We start from the raw sequence: 17,072 nt of genomic DNA on the forward strand, positions 1-17,072 counted from the left end.
TTTGTTTGTTGGTTTATATAAGTACTAGGACAAAAGTAAACGGACATTTTATTTTATCTTGTTTATCCTACTCTTCGTTAGATTTTTATCGCGTAACTAAGGCTATGCTCTGCAAATCTGCCTTGATTAGAATAAAAAATAACAAGCTAAAATTATCCCTTTTCTTCTGTCCTAGTACTTAGTATGCAAGATAGGGATAATGAATGAAGAATACCATCTGTAGGGACGTTGCATTGCAACGTCAGCTGAACCACAACAAGGACCATATGCCGTATGCTCGTAGACGTAGACCCATAATTGAAATTATAGGCTTATGGGAAGGCATCTCCCACTTTTTATATCGCAAGTGTTAAGCCGAAAGGCGACACTTGTGATGATATATTGGCGAAGTCTCCTGACTTCGAAATGAATGAAATTATGGTGTTTATATTCGAAGTCAGGAGACTTCGCCAATACTCAGTTCCAAGTGACGCTAGCGCTTAACACTTGAAACATGGTGTGTATTTTCAATTGAAGCATTTCATTGATTGCAACGTCCTCACGAACCACAACAAGAACCATTTTTCTTAATTCTACATTCTTAACTCTTCATTACAATCACTGTTAAAAGATCCCAAAACAAAGTATACACCTTGTCATCAATTCTCCTTCATTTATCTAGGGTATAAACTAATTGAAAAAGCAACGTAATCTTCAATCTAAAATGTCATTCAAAATAAAATCAATACTACTATTATTATTTTTCACAATTTCATTTTCTTCTTATTCTCAACAAATAAAAAAAGATATTTCACGAATAGGTATTTTAAATACACCTTGTTCCTTTAAAATGCTTCCACTTTTTAATATTAATTTTTTCTATGACTATCAGTTTACTGATAAATGGGGAATTCAAGGGGATTTAAGCTTGGAAACGGGAACAGAGCCTTATAATGATGGTACAGCGGCCGGCTTCTTTACGATCATTTCGGTAGCTCCAAAATATTATATTCAGGATGATAGAATATCAAGAAGAGGACATTTAAAACAGCTTTATGTTAGTACAGCCCTTTTCGGGCAATTGGATACAGGTAAAAGGCTAGATGGAGGATCCGTATTGAATTATGATCTTCATAAAGTGGCTCCTTTTCAGATTTATATTTCTCCTCAAATCACCTACAGGCATATTGGCAAGAAGGGATTTATCTATCAATTTTTATTGGGATATCCTATTGGAGTTCATACTCCAGATCATTCTCCTTATGATTACGATTTATATCAGAAGGAAAGTTTTGAATTGAAGTTTAGTTTGGGGTATATGATTTTCTAAAAAATAAAATAGAGCAGATCCCGAACCACTAGCGCAAGTGTTAAGCCGGCAGGCGACACTTGTGCTTATAATTGCAATAAGTCTGAAGACTTATAGCTGAACTTGCACCACTATAAATCTTCAGACTTATTCCAGATATAGGTCCAAATCACGCTTTCAGCTTAAAACTTGAACCAGTTTTGGGAAACAACTCTTCCTTCATACCTCTTAATTCTTCCCTCAAAAACCTAGCTCCATCCGCCACCTAAGGCGTTATACAAGCGGATCAGTTCTGTAATTTTCACCAATTTATTATTGACTAAAATGATTTCTGCATTCAGAAGATTCTGACGGGCAGTGATTACTTCCAAGTAATTGGCAGAACCTGATACCAAAAGGTCTTGTGAATATTCTACAGCTAGACGGTAAGCTTCACATTCTGCTTCTTGATTGATGATCACCTCCTCTTGTTTGTCAATAATCAAAACAGAATTGGAGACTTCCTGCCCTGCCAAAAGGATTTGCTTCTGGAAATTCAGTAAAGCAATTTTTTCTTCGCTTTGCGTGATCTCGTATTGTGTTTTAATCTGACGTTGGTTCCAGATCGGTTGTGTTGCCGAACCTAAAACATTAAACAAGAAAGAAGACGGGTTGAACCAATCTTGCACTTGAATACTTTGAAGTCCTGCTGAAGCGGAAATTCTTAGAGAAGGGTAGAAATTTGCTTTCGCGATATTTACCCTTTCAAAAGTACTGATCAAGTTGTACTCCGCTGCTTTTACATCAGGTCTGTTTTCTAATAACTGTATAGGCAGACCTACATCTAACTTAAAGTCAAAACGGTCATTGAATACAGAATCCCTTTCAATGGCGTGGTTGTTTTCTCCCATTAAGAAAGAAATGGCATTTTCTGAGATTTCAATGTTCTTCTCCGCTTCCACCAACAACACTTTTGAATTGTAAAGCAAGGCTTCTGATTGCTTTACAGCTACCAAAGTCAATTCACCTGCTTTGTACAATGCTTCCGTCACCTCTAAGCTTTCCTCTCTTGATTTGATCGTTTTCAACAAAATTTCTCTTTGTTTATCAAAACCAATCAAGCGGTAATAATTATAGGCCACTTGGCTGACCAAATCAGAAACAATGGCTTTCTTTACTTCTTCTTGCGTCAGTAAATTCATTCTTGAAGCTTCCGTTGTGGCTTTTAATTTACCCCAAATATCCGCTTCCCAAGACATATCCACTCCCACATTGTATTGCTGTTGATTACCAAAAGCATTACCTATTGGAGTATTGGCAGAGTTTTGGGTGTAACCCGCCGAAATATTACCATTGACGGTTGGTTGGTTTACACTCTTACCTTGCTTGAAAAGTGACTTGGCGATCTCCACATTTTCCAATGCTATTCTTACATCGTAATTGTTGTTGATGGCTCTGTCTATATAATCTGTTAACAAGCTGTCTTTAAAGAAATCAGACCAGATGATCTGCCCAAAATTCTGATCATGGGCCACATTTTCGTTGGTGATTCTGTAAAGGCTTTCGTCGTCTATCTCTACAGTTCTTGTGTAATCTTTACGGATCAGACAAGAAGACATAAGCATACTTAGGAGTACACTTAATAGGGTTAGTTTAGTATACTGCATGTTCTTGTTCTTCTTTTTCAGGTTTTTGAGGAGTACGCTTCTTAAATAGTTTTTCATGAATGCCCTGGAACACCACGAACAATACTGGAATGAAAATCAGTCCTAATAAAGTACCCACTAACATCCCTGCCACAGCACCTGTACCAATAGATTTATTACCCGCTGCTCCTACTCCACTAGCCATTACCAATGGCATCAGACCTAAAATAAAGGCAAATGATGTCATTAAGATTGGACGGATACGCTCTCTTGCCCCTTCAATTGCCGCATCATAGAGGGAGTAACCTTCGTTTCTTCTCTGCAAGGCAAACTCAATAATCAGAATGGCATTTTTGGCTAACAAACCTACCAACATAATCATGGCTACTTGGAAGTAAATATTGTTTTCTAAACCTCTCCAATTCGTAAAACTATAAGCACCCAATACCCCAAAAGGTATAGAGAACAATACGGCAAATGGAAGAACATAACTTTCATACTGCGCTGCTAAGAAAAGGTACGTAAACAATATACTCAGCATAAAGATAAAGACTGATTGTCCTGAAGAACTGATCTCCTCTCTTGTCAAGCCAGAGTAAGCGATTTCGTAATTCAATGGCAATGTTTCCTGAGCAATTCTGTTGATTTCAGCAATGGCCTCACCTGAACTGTGTCCTGCTACTACACCACCGTTTACCGTCACTGCATTGTATAAGTTGAATCTTTTGATGGACTGAGGACCATATGATCTTGTCAGTTTCACAAATTCTGAAATCTGAACCATAGTCCCTTCGCTGTTTCTGACAAACATATTATCCAAACTTCCTTCATTCTTACGGTCATCCGGTTTGGTCTGCATATTCACACGAAGTTGTTTACCGAATCGTGTAAAGTCCGCTACATAATAACCGCCGATAAACCCTTGCATGGATTTGAAAATATCACCCACCAATACTTTTGACTCTTTGGCCTTGGCTACATCAATTTCCATTTCTAACTGAGGGAATTCCACATTAAATGAGTTGGAAGCAAAGGCAATTACTTCTGATTTTTGAATTTCTGAAGTGAATTTTTTCGCCACTTCATCCAATCCTGACAACTGACCAGAAGCTTTGTCTAAGATCTGGAATTCAAAACCATCTGAACTACCAAAACCTGGAATACTTGGAGGTACAAAGAAGATCGTTTTGGCCGTTTTGATATGTGCCGTTCTTCTTTTCAACTCTGCAATAATACCTTCTTTAGTTGTTTCAGGAGTTGTTCTCTCTTTATAATCTTTCAAAAGCACAAAACCTAAAGCGTATGAACTACCTGCTCCTGAGAAGAAGTTGGAACCCGAACGCATGGATACAGAGTGTACCCCTTCCGTTCCTTTAATAGCGGCCAACATTTCTTCGGTCATAGCAAATGTTCTGTCCATTGAAGAACCAATTGGCAATTCCATATTGATAAAAATTACACCTCTATCTTCTGAAGGAACAAAACCTGATGGCGTATTGGCATCGAAATAATAAATGCCTCCAAAACTGAAAACCAATGCCACCAATGTAAGCCACTTGTGCTTTAAGAACACCTGTAAAGTTCTTGTATATTTCTTTACACCTATATTAAATGCAAGGTTAAATGCTTCATAGAATTTATCTAAAAATGTTCTTTTCTCCTCCCCTTCATGTGATTTTAAGAAAAGTACACACAGGGCCGGACTAAGTGTGAGGGCATTAACAGCTGAGATTAAAATCGAAATAATCAATGTCACACCAAACTGCTCATAGAATACCCCTGATGGGCCTTTGATAAAAGTAATCGGGACAAATACCGCCGCCATTACCAATGTTACAGAGATGATGGCACCAGAAATTTCACTCATGGCTTTACTTGTCGCCTTGTGTGCATCTTTCTCTCCATTATCCATTTTGGCATGGACGGCCTCCGCTACTACAATGGCGTCATCCACCACAATACCAATGGCGAGTACCAATGCAAAAAGCGTCAATAAGTTTAAGGAATACCCTAAAACACCCAAGAAGAAGAATGTACCAATAATGGCTACGGGTACAGCAATGGCTGGAATTAATGTAGATTTAAAATCCTGTAAGAAAATCCAAACTACAAGGAATACCAAGATAAAGGCTTCAATCAATGTTATTTTCACTTTATCCATAGAAGCCGTCAAGAACTTGTTGGTGTCATAGTTGATCACGTACTTGATACCATCAGGGAAGGTCTTCTCTAAGCGCTGTAACTCTATGTGCAAGTTTTCGATCACTTCCTGCGCATTGGAACCTGGTGTTTGGAAAATACCAAAACTCACACTTGGGTGACCTAATGTGATGGACCTTGTATCATAAGAAAAAGCATCTAACTCTACATCCGCCACATCTTTCAAACGTAAATAACGGCCATTTCCTTCCGAACGGATAATAATATCTTTGTACTCTTCCGGTGTTTTATAACGGCCTTTATATTTGATTACAAACTCAAAAGGAGAACCGGAGTTTTGTCCCAAGGCACCTGCTGCCGCTTCCAAACTTTGCTCATTGATGGCATTTTGAATATCAGTGGTCGTCACTGAATACGTAGACATTTTCGCTGGATCAAGCCATATTCTCATCGAATAATCTCTGGCTCCAAACGGAGAAACTGAGGCCACCCCTTTTACCCTTTGCAACTCAGGTTTCAGCTGAATATTAAAGTAGTTGGACACGAAAGTCTCGTCATAATCTTTATTTTCTGAATAGATGGCCGCATACATCAAAGAAGAGTTTTCTTTCTTTTCTGTGATCACACCACTACGAATCACCTCTGCCGGTAATTTGGCATTGGCTCTTGCCACCCTGTTTTGAACGTTTACCGCCGCCACATCGGGGTCAATGCCCTGCTCAAAGAAAACGGTAATAGAAGCCGCACCGTCATTGGATGCACTCGACGTCATATACGTCATGCCTTCCACACCATTGATCTGTTCTTCAATCGGCACAATCACACTTTCAAGAATGGTCTGTGCACTGGCACCCGGGTAACTGGCTGTTACAGCAACAGTAGGCGGAGCGATATTGGGGTATTGAGATACCGGTAAGTCCATATAACCTAATATCCCCAACAATGTAATCACCACAGAGATTACTGTTGACAATACAGGTCTGTCAATAAATTTTTGTAACATGAAATTGGAGTTAATCTTATTTGAATGTGGCTTGGTAAGTTTCTAGTACTTCATCAACAGTTGTTGGTTTGGAAACGATCTTCTGGCCCGAACGCACCACGTTCACACCTTCAGCAAGAATCTTATCTCCTTTTTTGATGCCTTCATCAATCACCAATAATTTGTCTGTTTTAATCCTTGAAGTCACTTTCTTAGTGTACAAAGAGTCCGTATCAGAAACTCTATACACAATCGTCTGTCCTTGTTGTTCAAATGTAGATTGATAAGGAATCACCAAGGCATTGTTGACCATGTTGCTCACAATCACACGGGCACTACTACCATCTCTCAAAACACCTTCCTGATTAGGGAACTTCGCTCTAAAAGATACCGAACCCGTTTCCTGGTTGATACTACCAGAAATCGTTACAATATGCCCTTCATTGGCATACATTGAACCATCTGCTAATTGCAATTGTACAGCAGGCAGGTTTTTAATTTTCTCTTCCATGTCTTTCCCCTTCACATCTTTGGTGAAAGAAAGGAAATCTCTCTCGTTCATGGAGAAATAAGCAAACACATTCTGAATGTCAGACACCTCTGTCAATGAAGCCGTATTGGGGCCTACCAATGTTCCCTGACGGAAATTAATAGAACCGACCACTCCATTCACCGGGCTTGTGATTGTAGCATAACTAATGTTGGCATAGATCGTATTCAAGTTACTTTTCATCTCCGCCAATCTTGCCTCAGCGGTTTTCAGTTGAATTTCCGAGATTACTTTCTTTTCTACTAACGGGCGCAAACGGTCCACTTCCACTTCTGCCACTGCCACCTGAGCCTTTGCAGTTTCCACCTGCTCACTCAAAGAAGCCGTTTCGATATGAAAGAGTTTTTGCCCTTTTCTTACTTTCTGACCTTCGTCTACATAAACTGCGTCAATATAACCACTGATTTTAGCACGCACTTCACTACTGACTTCCCCCTTTACACTTGCAGGGTACGATTTTTCGTAAGATACATCTCTTACCTCAGCCTCAACGACTTTATAAGGATGAATGGGTTTGTTGTTTGTAGTCTGTTCATCTTTATTACACGATAGTACAAGAAGTGATAATAAAAGAATTAAGCTTTTGTTACTGGACATTATGATCCTGTCTGTTAGGGTTGATAATTAAGTTGTTGCAATTTCCTTCTTTTATATTAATTGTTTAAACGAAAGTTGAATCATTAGTATTTATTAAGAGTTTAGAGGTGGGAAAGTGGGGTGGTTTGGGGTGTTTACTTCTTTTTCAGGAACATATATATAGTTATTGCTTTTTCTTTTGATTTTTTTGCTAAAAAAAATACACATAGTTTGAAAATTAATAGTTCTTCAAACCATGTGTAATTTATTTATCGTCTCCGTTTTTCTTTTCTAATTCTAATCTGAAAAATAATTCAAATTCAGTAAAGAAATTTTGTAATATATCAGCTTCTTATTGAGAAGAAAATAGTAATATGCTCGATAAAGAATGTGACGTGACTAGCTTTTGCGAGTATAATCAACATATACATAGTTATGCTTTGTGTTTATTTTATTCTTCGTACATTTGCTAAATATTTTTTACACATTCTTCTGTCACTACTATCATAAAGTGCATTATTAATTGCAAATGTTCCTCCAAATCCTATTCCCATTGCCCCGATAATTTCTTTTGCATATTCTGCGGTTAAAGCAACTGGATTATTGATTAGTAAATAACCTGCAAAAGGAATTGATGCTACTCCCACACCAAATAATAAAATCTCTTTTGTTAATCCTGAGTAGGTATCATTAAACCCTTCTATTAAATCTCTTTCGGAAAGCCCATTACTTATTGAATCTTCAACTAAATCAATTTGTCGATTAAATGCTTTAATTCTTTCCCTGTTTTTATTTCTAAATTTTATCAAATCTTTAATCGAAATATCAGAGATGTTAGCTGGAATTAAGAAATTCATAAGGTTCATTAAAAACTTATTTCTACTACTTTCAATAGGATTATGTATTCTTTCGTAATTTGTGTAATTGTCATATTCGATGTTATCTGTAATTATTGAACCGTTACGTTCGTGAGATATTTCTTTTGCTAAATATGTCATAAACAAAAAAGCCAATTCTTTCGGCAACATTAGTCCTTCTTCATTTTTTCCACCTATTCCTTTATCTTCACAATATTCAGCCCACTCGTTAGAGAATTTTTCAGAGAATATTTGATAATTCCAATTTTCACGATTTCGCCAATCTCTTTGTAAATTGACTCTTCTAAAAAGATGACTTCTTTGATATGGTTTATCTATAAATTTATCTGCCTCTTCAATTGCTTTTAATGAAGCTCTATATCCCTGATTGTATTCAGGAGAATACATCGAAACTAAATCTGTTTCGTCTTGAAGTCTCCTATATTCATCTGAAACTAAGTGTTGTCTTTGATAAGGAACAATACTCTCAAAATTCTCTAAATATAGAATTGCAAATTTTAGCCACTCTGTATTGGGTGGTTCAAGATTTGGATAATAAAGGTACTTTTTCATTTTTTTATTTATCACATATAACGGTGATTCACAAAGCAATTTACTGTCAAACTGCTACTCAGATCGAGTGGGCTATAAACCTTAATATACCCACTTAACATTATTTCAACATGTTAGCAACTGAACTTTGTTCTGAGTTTAAAATTTCCAAATGTCATATGTATTGATAATAGATTGAATTATATAGTTTATCTCGTCTTCGAAATCTAAATCATCAAAATTGGTGAATTCATTAAAAGAGTAGTTAAAGTTTTCATAGTTATTTCCTGATATTATTTGTAATGTTAAAGTTTCATTTTCTTTGGTTGTTACAAAGTCAAAAATGTGATCAATTCCATCTGCAATAATATTAATTTTCATACTGCAATTTCCTTTATCATTTATACCTACTAATTCTTCAATTATATTAGTATTCTTTGTTGAGCCATATTGGTATTTAATCATTGCTCCTTTTGGAAATCCCTCAATATCATATATTTGTTTTATCAGATTACCAAAAAGGCTATAGTTAATTTTAAGAAAATTATTTCTTCTTGAGCGAAAATCCTGTTGTGCTTTAAGTATGTCTTTAAATTTTTTCATAATATAAGTTTTAATTATTATCTCCAATCTTTATTTAATAATTTCCTATGAATTTAATCCTTTCATTTTCCATTACTTAATCTTTTGTAGAATGGTCTTTCTAACTTGTTTTTAACGGTTAATATATACAAAGAGGCGACTGCGGACTCCAATCCTATCAAACCGTTGAGAAGTTCAAGTGGGCTCCAACCGCTGAAATTACTACTATATCGCCTATTTTGTATATACACTGCTAGCTACCGTACTTTATTCTTAATATTACGTAAACTATTGCTGGTATTAATGAAATGCAACAATATCGTAATGATAAATTATAGTGTTTAAATTTTTTCTGACAAATCTTTGAATTAATAAATACTTGTGAATCAATGTGGCTATCTAGCTCTTGGTCAGATAATGAAATTTGCTCTGATTCAAAATCTTTAAATTTTCTATTTGCAATTGTTTCAAAAAATAAAAGTGAGTTTGTTTTCAAATCTAATTCTTGAAATACAGAAGAGTCTATTTGTGCTTTTAATGTTTTGTAAATATTCACAAAAGAAAGAATAACAAAAATAAGAAAACAATATAAACTAATACCTTCAATAAACCTCATGGAAGAAGCCCATGTAATGTTCGTGAAATCAAACCTATATCCTATGGTTTTCAGGATTGCAATATTAATACTACTTGTAAAAACAAGAGTTAAAATTATACCTTGTATTGCTAATAAATAAGAAACCTTAGTGTCAGCATTTGCTACCCAATAATTTACTCTTTCGAGATTTTTGTATCTATCTTCAGTTTTCATCTTGAGCAAGGATTTTTTTGTTTTTGTTCTGCTAACCAATCATTCATATCCATGCGGATGATAGAACCATGATAGAAATTTTCTTCTGTATTATGCGTCAACATATCTTGGTAATATTTATCCAAGGAGTTCTTATATCCAGATAAATCATCATAAACAGCTTTAGAGACTACAATTTCATTTATCCACCCTTTATTGGCTTTAGAGCATAATTTGCTAGCATTATTTACTACACCTCCCATATATATTACATCATTCAAGCCACTACCCTTAAATCCAGCTTTAACCATTAAGGCATCACCTTTGTCCACGCCAATTCCAGCTTTTATAGGGTCTATATTCTTTCTACAGAGTTTATAATTTAACGTATTGACAATAGAATTTGCTGCATATGCTGCTCCAAAAATTTTTTTCACATCTTCTTTCTTTTCAGCAAGAAATATTGCCCAAACACTATCTCCAACAATGTTAATTTCTTTGCACTCTTTAGATGATTGGAATAGCGCAACTATTTCAGATATATATGCTCTATAAATTTTAGCAAGTGTTCTTTTTTGAAATTTATCAGGTAGTTTTGATGAATCCCGAATGTCAATAAAAATCGAATAACATTTGAAATAATATCCGTTACTATATGTTAAATTATCACTATCTGGAACATAATCAACCTGTTCAAAAGTTTCAGATGAATCAAGTATTTCTTGAATTCTATCAAAACTATTTTCGTAATCGTATGCAATATTTGATGTAACTTTCATTCTATATTATATGTTTATGTGTACGGCCTGCATAGCAACTAACATTTGATAAATAAAATTATATCACATTATCTCAATAATGTGGTAGTGACGTTTATCCCGTATTAAAAAATCCCTCACAACACCACACCAAGTCTTTAGCTAAATTTCCTTATAAGTTCACTTGTTGTTTTTGTTTTCTGTAAAAGATGTCTGAATTTAAAAAAATAATAAATAACAAAAAACAAAACAACTTAAAATTTGTATTTCGTTTTCAATTCGTAAGCAAATGCAATTTTATTTTGAAAAAGCGTTAAAGTGATCAATGTAAAAGTTTTCAACGAAAAAAGACATTTCAAGTAATCGTAAAGTCCTTCCTAATTTCCATTCTGCTGAGTGTATGGAAAATTCCACCGCCTTTGTTCAACTAGGGCTTAATTTTTGGGTCTGAAGACCAAACTAAGCCCTAATTATTGTATGCCGTTTTTATTTTATTCATTTCGTTTTGTAGCGTGGTTTATTTTCAATTACTCAGATAAGTATATATGCAAAATATACCTGCCAATGGTAAAGTAATATAGGATGAGATTGTAATCCATACCGATATTGTAAAGTGTGAGTACTTTCTGCTTGCTATTATTGAGTTCTGCTTAATCTGTTCGGCAATATCTTTCTCTAAAGCAGTGTATTGATCTGATTTGCCATCTCCAGTGATTTCTTCTATAATTTCTAGATTGCTCTTCCCTTTCAAGTATTCAAAGAATAATACGTTAGGGATTTTTCCAGAGTCATAAAACCCACCTTTGATTATTTTAACTCTTGGAGCGAAAGATATCAGGCAATTCACGGTTGAGAAAACGAGACAAATAATAACAAAGAAGAAGTAACCTTCTAAAAAGTCTGAGGACTTGATGTATTCTAAGTTGAGCAATTTAATAGAACCGAAAATAGAAGCTCCATTAAACGCAATGAGCATAGCATTTTTTGCTTCTGCAAACTTTAACCAGTCATTCACATTATTGAAGACTTTGAATAATTGTTCTTCTCGAATCTTTATTTCTTTTTGATCAATCATATTGACCAAGTTAAATCCTCACCATAAACTTTCCCTTTAACATTTGGAATGTCATGTTTTTGTTCTTGCCACCAATCACCTTTTATGTCGTTTGCATTAGGTTTTGCTTTTTTATAGCCTTTGTAAACTACCTCACTTAATAGAATAGGGGGGTAACTATATTTTCTAGTTTTCTTTTCAAACTTTATGTTTTTTCCTCCACCAGTAAATAAACGACCATCATCATACTGAGCAATGGAGTTTGCAAATTCTTCAACCGTTAATTCTACTGTTTCAGTTGTACTGAGATAAAATGGAGCATTAGGGTCATAATTGCTGGTGGTTCCAAAGATGCTAGGCATTGGAAACATTGGTTTAATCGCACGTGGATTAATTGGATGCCGTGTTACCTTAAAGTAATCTTCTTCAAAAGATTTGTTTGCCACATCTGTCAACCTTGAAGCCAGATTTGCTGGGTAGCCAACCCAAACCAATCCTTTGTTTTCACCATTTTCACTGCCGTTTCGCTGAATACCAACTTTGATTACTCTTAATTCACCAAAATCAATACCGATACCACACTTGAAATCCACGTTGAATTTTTTATTGATGATTTTTTCAGCGACATGATTGATTGAGGTAGCACAATTTACTGCATTGGTAAAACAGTCTTTTACAGGGAAAACAACCATAACTCTATCTCCTATGATATTTCGAGTATGCCCTTTGTGATGGCGTGCTAGTTTTAGAACTGCTTTGGTGAATGCGGTGTAAATACGCCCCATAGTTTGGGTGTGGTGCTTTTCGGTTAAGGCGACAGAATTTCTGATGTCAACAAACAAAACACACGTTTCAATCTTCTTTCCTTTTTTATCAACACCGCTCTCATAAGTTAAATCTGAATCCTTTAGGCTAGGGACAACAGATGTATCATTATGTACAAAGTTTGTATTTGTTACATCAACGACTTCTTTTTCTATTTCATCTATGATTGGCTTTACAGGCATATTCTGTTTTTAATGGCATAAAACATTTGATAAACAACATTATTGAAATAATGTGACAGTAGCGTTTATACATAAATTAATGAAACCTCTCACACCACCACACCAAGTCTGTAGCTAAATTTCAAAAATAAGTTCGCCTGCTGTTTTAGTTTATTGTAAGAGATGCATGAATTTAAAAAAATATTAAATAACAAAAAACAAAACGATTTAAAAAATTGTATTTCATTTTCAATTCGTGAGCAAATGCAATTTTATTTTGAAAGAGCAGAAAATAAGAGGCTTGAGCTTGGTTTTGAAAAGTAGGGGCATAAAAAAATCCCTGATTGAGATAAGAGGGATGAGGGAAGAGAGAAGAAATTTGAGGGATGAAGGATGAAATGAGAAGTAAGAGGGATAAAGGAAGAGGGATGAGAAGGGATTAGACGCACTTCTTCTGTTCCAACGTGTTGATTGGGTTTTTCCAGAGGGTAAATGGTGTTGTTTCTTTGATCAGTTCACGCATCCAATAGTATTTTGGACCGGGTTGGAGTTCTTGTGCTCTAAGGAGGCGGAAGTGTTCCATCCAAAGGTCGTAGTATTGCCAATCGTCTTGATGATGGTAATACTTTTTGCCGAGGCGATAGGCGTACCATTTTTTGAGGTAGACAAAGTCGTAGTTCTTGCCTTTTAGCTTGAGATCATAATACTGATCAGAAAGCCAATAGATGTATTTTCTTTCGGCGTAGAGTTCGTACTTATTTTTTCGGTAGGGATGCGGTATAAAAGGGTTCTTCTTTTTGGAACCTACCCACTTTTTTCGGGCGAGGTACAACTTATGTGCGTACTCCGCATTGTATTTTTTGGTAACGGGATGTGTATTACGTTTAAGTTCGCGGTAGATGGTGGAAGGAGAGACTTCTAAACCTTCTGCAATCTCTGCAACGGTAAACCGCTTGTCTTCGATCAAGCTTTGGATGATTTTTCTGTGATGGAGTTGAATGAAAGGATCAAAATAGCGTGCACCACGACTAAAGTCATGGGCAAGTGATATTGACTCCACCAACACTAAAGTGTTGCCTACGTTACCAACCTTCAAGACTTCTGTCTTGATAAGGTTGCAGTATCACCTACCCACAGTTTTAACTGTGGTGTACGTACACTGAGTTACTTGTGGCTTAAGAACCACCATAAAAACCACTTACAAACTAGATTCCCCACTATTTATGGTATTTAGAAATCAGGAGATTTCTGATGATCTGTAGGACACGAATGACGCTTGCGCTTAACATTCGCGCCAAGGGGAGATATCTTCCCAAAAGCCCATAATTTCAATTGTGGGTCTAAGGTGTAAGTAAATCATTTCTTATTTCCGCACCACCCCATTCCACTAGGACTGATCCTTTTCTTTCTATCTTCGGTAATTTTGTTTCCGGCAATGCTCCGATGCTCTTTTTGGATACACTTTTAAACTCCATATACACTCTTAGGTGGGTGTTAAATTTTGGAACACAAGAGATAAAAGCGGTGTTATCTATATTATCGTTGATTCTGAAATGGATAAAGCTGATTTCGTTTTTATTCAATTCGGGTAGCCAATAGGAAATAAAATCATTGGCTTCTCTTTCCGTTAGGCCAATGTAACTGAGTTTGGATTCTAAAAATGGTATGTATTCTTTCCGCTTGACATAGAAGCCTGATTTATAATCGTAATGTTCTTTACTAAAATTATAGGTTCCGTCCCAGAATAAATATTCATGCGCTCTTCCATCCTTTGTATCTATTAATTTTCCATCAGGAGAGGCTTTCACCGTCCAACCGTTATCGTATTTTGGATAGGTATTCAGTAATTCACCTTTAAAATCTAACGTTAACTGTACGGTCTGTTCTTTTTCTGGATACAGATAAATGATAGGTTTTGCGACAAGCACTGTTACTGGGATTTTTTCCACTATCACAGAAAAATTACTCTGGGATAAAGTATCGAGCTTGATAATATGATTGGAAGATAAACGACTGCTATGAAATTCAAGGTATTTATACCTCTTCAACAGTTTTTTCTTAAATGTAAATTGGAAATTATTGTTTTCTTTCGTCTTGAAGACTTTCTTTTGGATAGGATCTTTTTCTAAAGATTGCAAGAGATAAACTTTGAATTTATTCAACTCAAGAGTGTCTATTTTTATTGGCACATCATAATTTATATACGTTTCTTTTAAATAAAAAGCCTTACCCGAAAGCGTCATCACCTCTTGTGCTTGAACTTTACCTGAAAATGCAATGATAAAGTAGAACAGTTGTAATAGTATTAGTTTTGATTTCATATCTGTTTGCTTGTTTGTAGTTTTTCATAGAGAGGCTTGAATTTAAATAAATTATGAATAACAAAAAACAAAACGAATTGAATAATTTAATCAAAGGGTCATAAAATGAGATGTCTTCCCAAAAGCCCATAATTTCAATTATGGGGCTACGTCTGTGAACATACGGCACATGGTCCTTGTGGTGGTTCAGCGGACGTTGCAATGCAACATCCCTACAGGCCTCTTGCAATCAATGAAACTTCTAAATTGAAAAGATATCGTGATGTAGAGCCATAATGCCTTGTGGTTTAAGAACCACCATGAAAACCACTTACAAACTAGATTTTCTACTATTTATGGTATTTAGAAATCAGGAGATTTCTAGTGATCTGTAGGACACGAATGACGCTTGCGCTTAACATTCGCGCCAGGGGGATTTCAACCTTCAAGACTTCAGTCTTGACCAGGTTGCGGTATCACCTACCCACAGTTTTAACTGTGGTGTATGAAACACAGTGTTGCTTTTGGTTCGGCGGACGTTGCAATGCAACATCCCTACAACGGCATCCATAAATATGAATAAACCTAATAATTTAATCAAAGGATCATAAAATGAGATGTCTTCCCATAAGCCCATAATTTCAATTATGGGTCTACGCATACGAGCATACGGCACATGGTCCTTGTGGTGGTTCAGCGGACGTTGCAATGCAACGTCCCTACATTTATCTTAAATCAAAAAAACGAACGGGCTTTCTTGAGTTATTTCTAAACATCAATCCTTGTATCTCTTTTGGTGTTTTTACTGAGATTTTTGGTGTTACCCTTAGATTGCTTTGAAAGGCTTCTTTGATATCACTGATAAAGGCTTTGGTGTTGATTTGTGCGCCGATAAGGACATGCAGGTCGTCCATTTCTATTTCATTTTTGGAGACTTCGATCACAAAGTTTTCTACACCTTTGATTTGATGGAGTGTGTCTTCGATTTTTGGAGGGTAGAGGGTGGTGCCTTTAAATTTTACTTGATGGTTTTTACGGCCCAAGATTGGGCTTAGACGGAAGGTTGTTCTTCCACAACTGCACTTTTCGGTGTGTTTGATGGCGATGTCTCCGGTTTTGAAACGGAGTAAGGGCATGCCTGTGATACCTAATGTGGTGATGGTGACTTCTCCTTTTTTTCCATCTTCTACCACTTTATTGTTTTCATCCAGTAATTCTACTATGAGTAGTTCGGGGTGATGATGCCCGCCTCTTTTGGCTTCACATTCTGTAAAGGCGGTGCCCATTTCTGTAGAGGCGTAAGTGGAGAAGAGTTCTACATCCCATAAAGAGGCGATTTTGGCTCCTAATGCGTTGAGTGTGAAATCCTGATTGCGGACCGGTTCACCGATGCACAGCAAGCGTTTTACACTTGAGTTTTTATAATCTATATTGTTTTTTTCCGCAAACTCTACCAAATGAGGGATAAATGAAGGGACGACAATAAGGGTCGTGGGTTTGATTTTTTGAATCATGTTCCACTGCATTTGCGGTACGCCGGGGCCTACTCTCATAAAGCCTGCATTCAGTTTTCTGGCACCGAGGTAATAGGCAATGCCGGCCATAAAACCTTTGTCCACGGTGGTCATCAATTGTATGATGTCTTTGTTATTGATACCAATTCCTTCAAAAGAAGTGGCTTCATTGTAGGCTAATCGCTCCAGGTCGTTTTCAGAATACATAAACGTAATGGGATCGCCTAATGTGCCTGAAGTGGTAAAATACTCTGCGATTTCGTGTGTTGGGATACATAAAAAATCCTCCTCTTTTCCATTCAGATCTTCCTTTTGAGTGACCGGCAGTTGCTGTAAGTCCTCTAAAGTCTGAATGGCATTGGGGGTCAGTTGATGCTCATCAAAAACCTTTTTATAAAAAGGAGATTGGGCATAAACATAGTGTACCAACTTCTGTAATTCAATCTCTTGATAAGCTTTTATCTCCTCAACAGATTTTGTATCTAAATTTTGAAACAT

At 36.1% G+C, this 17,072-nt stretch carries 14 protein-coding genes; 1 reads left to right on the plus strand and 13 read right to left on the minus strand.

Annotated elements, in window-relative coordinates; genetic code table 11:
* The first annotated feature begins 829 nt into the window (after nt 1-829).
* Nucleotides 830-1,309 carry a hypothetical protein gene (locus HHU12_RS00820; protein WP_169654244.1) on the plus strand — a complete coding sequence of 160 codons (480 nt, stop codon included), beginning with the start codon at nt 830-832 and terminating at the stop codon, nt 1,307-1,309.
* 227 nt (nt 1,310-1,536) lie between these two features.
* Here the strand turns inward: HHU12_RS00820 and HHU12_RS00825 are convergent, their stop codons facing one another.
* The 13 genes from HHU12_RS00825 to HHU12_RS00885 all read right to left on the minus strand — a co-directional run bounded on the left by HHU12_RS00825 (nt 1,537) and on the right by HHU12_RS00885 (nt 17,072).
* Nucleotides 1,537-2,991, minus strand: a complete 1,455-nt coding sequence (locus HHU12_RS00825) for a TolC family protein (RefSeq protein WP_205959738.1) — start codon at nt 2,989-2,991, stop codon at nt 1,537-1,539.
* Nucleotides 2,921-6,076, minus strand: coding sequence for an efflux RND transporter permease subunit (locus HHU12_RS00830; RefSeq protein WP_169654246.1), 3,156 nt, complete (start codon nt 6,074-6,076; stop codon nt 2,921-2,923). Before HHU12_RS00830 ends, HHU12_RS00825 begins: the two co-directional genes overlap by 71 nt.
* Nucleotides 6,077-6,092: 16 nt before the next feature.
* Nucleotides 6,093-7,202 carry an efflux RND transporter periplasmic adaptor subunit gene (locus HHU12_RS00835; protein WP_169654247.1) on the minus strand — a complete coding sequence of 370 codons (1,110 nt, stop codon included), beginning with the start codon at nt 7,200-7,202 and terminating at the stop codon, nt 6,093-6,095.
* 425 nt (nt 7,203-7,627) lie between these two features.
* A complete protein-coding gene (locus HHU12_RS00840) occupies nt 7,628-8,611 on the minus strand; it encodes a hypothetical protein (RefSeq protein ID WP_169654248.1) in 984 nt (327 codons plus the stop codon).
* Between the two features lie 138 nt (nt 8,612-8,749).
* Nucleotides 8,750-9,193 carry a hypothetical protein gene (locus HHU12_RS00845; protein ID WP_169654249.1) on the minus strand — a complete coding sequence of 148 codons (444 nt, stop codon included), beginning with the start codon at nt 9,191-9,193 and terminating at the stop codon, nt 8,750-8,752.
* A 232-nt stretch (nt 9,194-9,425) separates the two neighbouring features.
* Nucleotides 9,426-9,983: a hypothetical protein gene (locus HHU12_RS00850; protein ID WP_169654250.1), complete on the minus strand. Its 558-nt coding sequence runs from the start codon at nt 9,981-9,983 to the stop codon at nt 9,426-9,428.
* Complete coding sequence (locus tag HHU12_RS00855) at nt 9,980-10,741, minus strand: adenylate/guanylate cyclase domain-containing protein (protein WP_169654251.1); 762 nt, start codon at nt 10,739-10,741, stop codon at nt 9,980-9,982. Before HHU12_RS00855 ends, HHU12_RS00850 begins: the two co-directional genes overlap by 4 nt.
* A gap of 502 nt (nt 10,742-11,243) precedes the next feature.
* A complete protein-coding gene (locus tag HHU12_RS00860; protein ID WP_169654252.1) occupies nt 11,244-11,795 on the minus strand; it encodes a Pycsar system effector family protein in 552 nt (183 codons plus the stop codon).
* Nucleotides 11,792-12,781 carry an adenylate/guanylate cyclase domain-containing protein gene (locus tag HHU12_RS00865; protein WP_169654253.1) on the minus strand — a complete coding sequence of 330 codons (990 nt, stop codon included), beginning with the start codon at nt 12,779-12,781 and terminating at the stop codon, nt 11,792-11,794. Before HHU12_RS00865 ends, HHU12_RS00860 begins: the two co-directional genes overlap by 4 nt.
* Before the next feature lie 418 nt (nt 12,782-13,199).
* On the minus strand, nt 13,200-13,856 hold the full coding sequence (locus tag HHU12_RS00870; RefSeq protein ID WP_169654254.1) for a helix-turn-helix domain-containing protein: 657 nt from the start codon (nt 13,854-13,856) through the stop codon (nt 13,200-13,202).
* A 244-nt stretch (nt 13,857-14,100) separates the two neighbouring features.
* Entirely contained in the window at nt 14,101-15,081 is a 981-nt protein-coding gene (locus tag HHU12_RS00875) for a hypothetical protein (RefSeq protein ID WP_169654255.1), read from the minus strand.
* A 424-nt stretch (nt 15,082-15,505) separates the two neighbouring features.
* Entirely contained in the window at nt 15,506-15,721 is a 216-nt protein-coding gene (locus HHU12_RS00880) for a hypothetical protein (RefSeq protein WP_169654256.1), read from the minus strand.
* Nucleotides 15,722-15,785: 64 nt separating this feature from the next.
* Complete coding sequence (locus HHU12_RS00885) at nt 15,786-17,072, minus strand: phenylacetate--CoA ligase family protein (protein WP_169654257.1); 1,287 nt, start codon at nt 17,070-17,072, stop codon at nt 15,786-15,788.

This window comes from Flammeovirga aprica JL-4 (assembly GCF_012844305.1).
Classification (GTDB): Bacteria; Bacteroidota; Bacteroidia; order Cytophagales; family Flammeovirgaceae; genus Flammeovirga; species Flammeovirga aprica.

Excerpts from the sequence above, each read along its gene's own strand:
- HHU12_RS00835 (WP_169654247.1), bottom strand. The coding sequence starts at position 7,202 with ATGTCCAGTAACAAAAGCTTAATTCTTTTATTATCACTTCTTGTACTA.
- HHU12_RS00820 (WP_169654244.1), top strand. The coding sequence starts at position 830 with ATGCTTCCACTTTTTAATATTAATTTTTTCTATGACTATCAGTTTACT.
- HHU12_RS00880 (WP_169654256.1), bottom strand. The coding sequence starts at position 15,721 with ATGCGTAGACCCATAATTGAAATTATGGGCTTATGGGAAGACATCTCA.
- HHU12_RS00830 (WP_169654246.1), bottom strand. The coding sequence starts at position 6,076 with ATGTTACAAAAATTTATTGACAGACCTGTATTGTCAACAGTAATCTCT.
- HHU12_RS00825 (WP_205959738.1), bottom strand. The coding sequence starts at position 2,991 with ATGAAAAACTATTTAAGAAGCGTACTCCTCAAAAACCTGAAAAAGAAG.
- HHU12_RS00845 (WP_169654249.1), bottom strand. The coding sequence starts at position 9,193 with ATGAAAAAATTTAAAGACATACTTAAAGCACAACAGGATTTTCGCTCA.
- HHU12_RS00875 (WP_169654255.1), bottom strand. The coding sequence starts at position 15,081 with ATGAAATCAAAACTAATACTATTACAACTGTTCTACTTTATCATTGCA.
- HHU12_RS00885 (WP_169654257.1), bottom strand. The coding sequence starts at position 17,072 with ATGTTTCAAAATTTAGATACAAAATCTGTTGAGGAGATAAAAGCTTAT.
- HHU12_RS00855 (WP_169654251.1), bottom strand. The coding sequence starts at position 10,741 with ATGAAAGTTACATCAAATATTGCATACGATTACGAAAATAGTTTTGAT.
- HHU12_RS00840 (WP_169654248.1), bottom strand. The coding sequence starts at position 8,611 with ATGAAAAAGTACCTTTATTATCCAAATCTTGAACCACCCAATACAGAG.
- HHU12_RS00850 (WP_169654250.1), bottom strand. The coding sequence starts at position 9,983 with ATGAAAACTGAAGATAGATACAAAAATCTCGAAAGAGTAAATTATTGG.
- HHU12_RS00865 (WP_169654253.1), bottom strand. The coding sequence starts at position 12,781 with ATGCCTGTAAAGCCAATCATAGATGAAATAGAAAAAGAAGTCGTTGAT.
- HHU12_RS00860 (WP_169654252.1), bottom strand. The coding sequence starts at position 11,795 with ATGATTGATCAAAAAGAAATAAAGATTCGAGAAGAACAATTATTCAAA.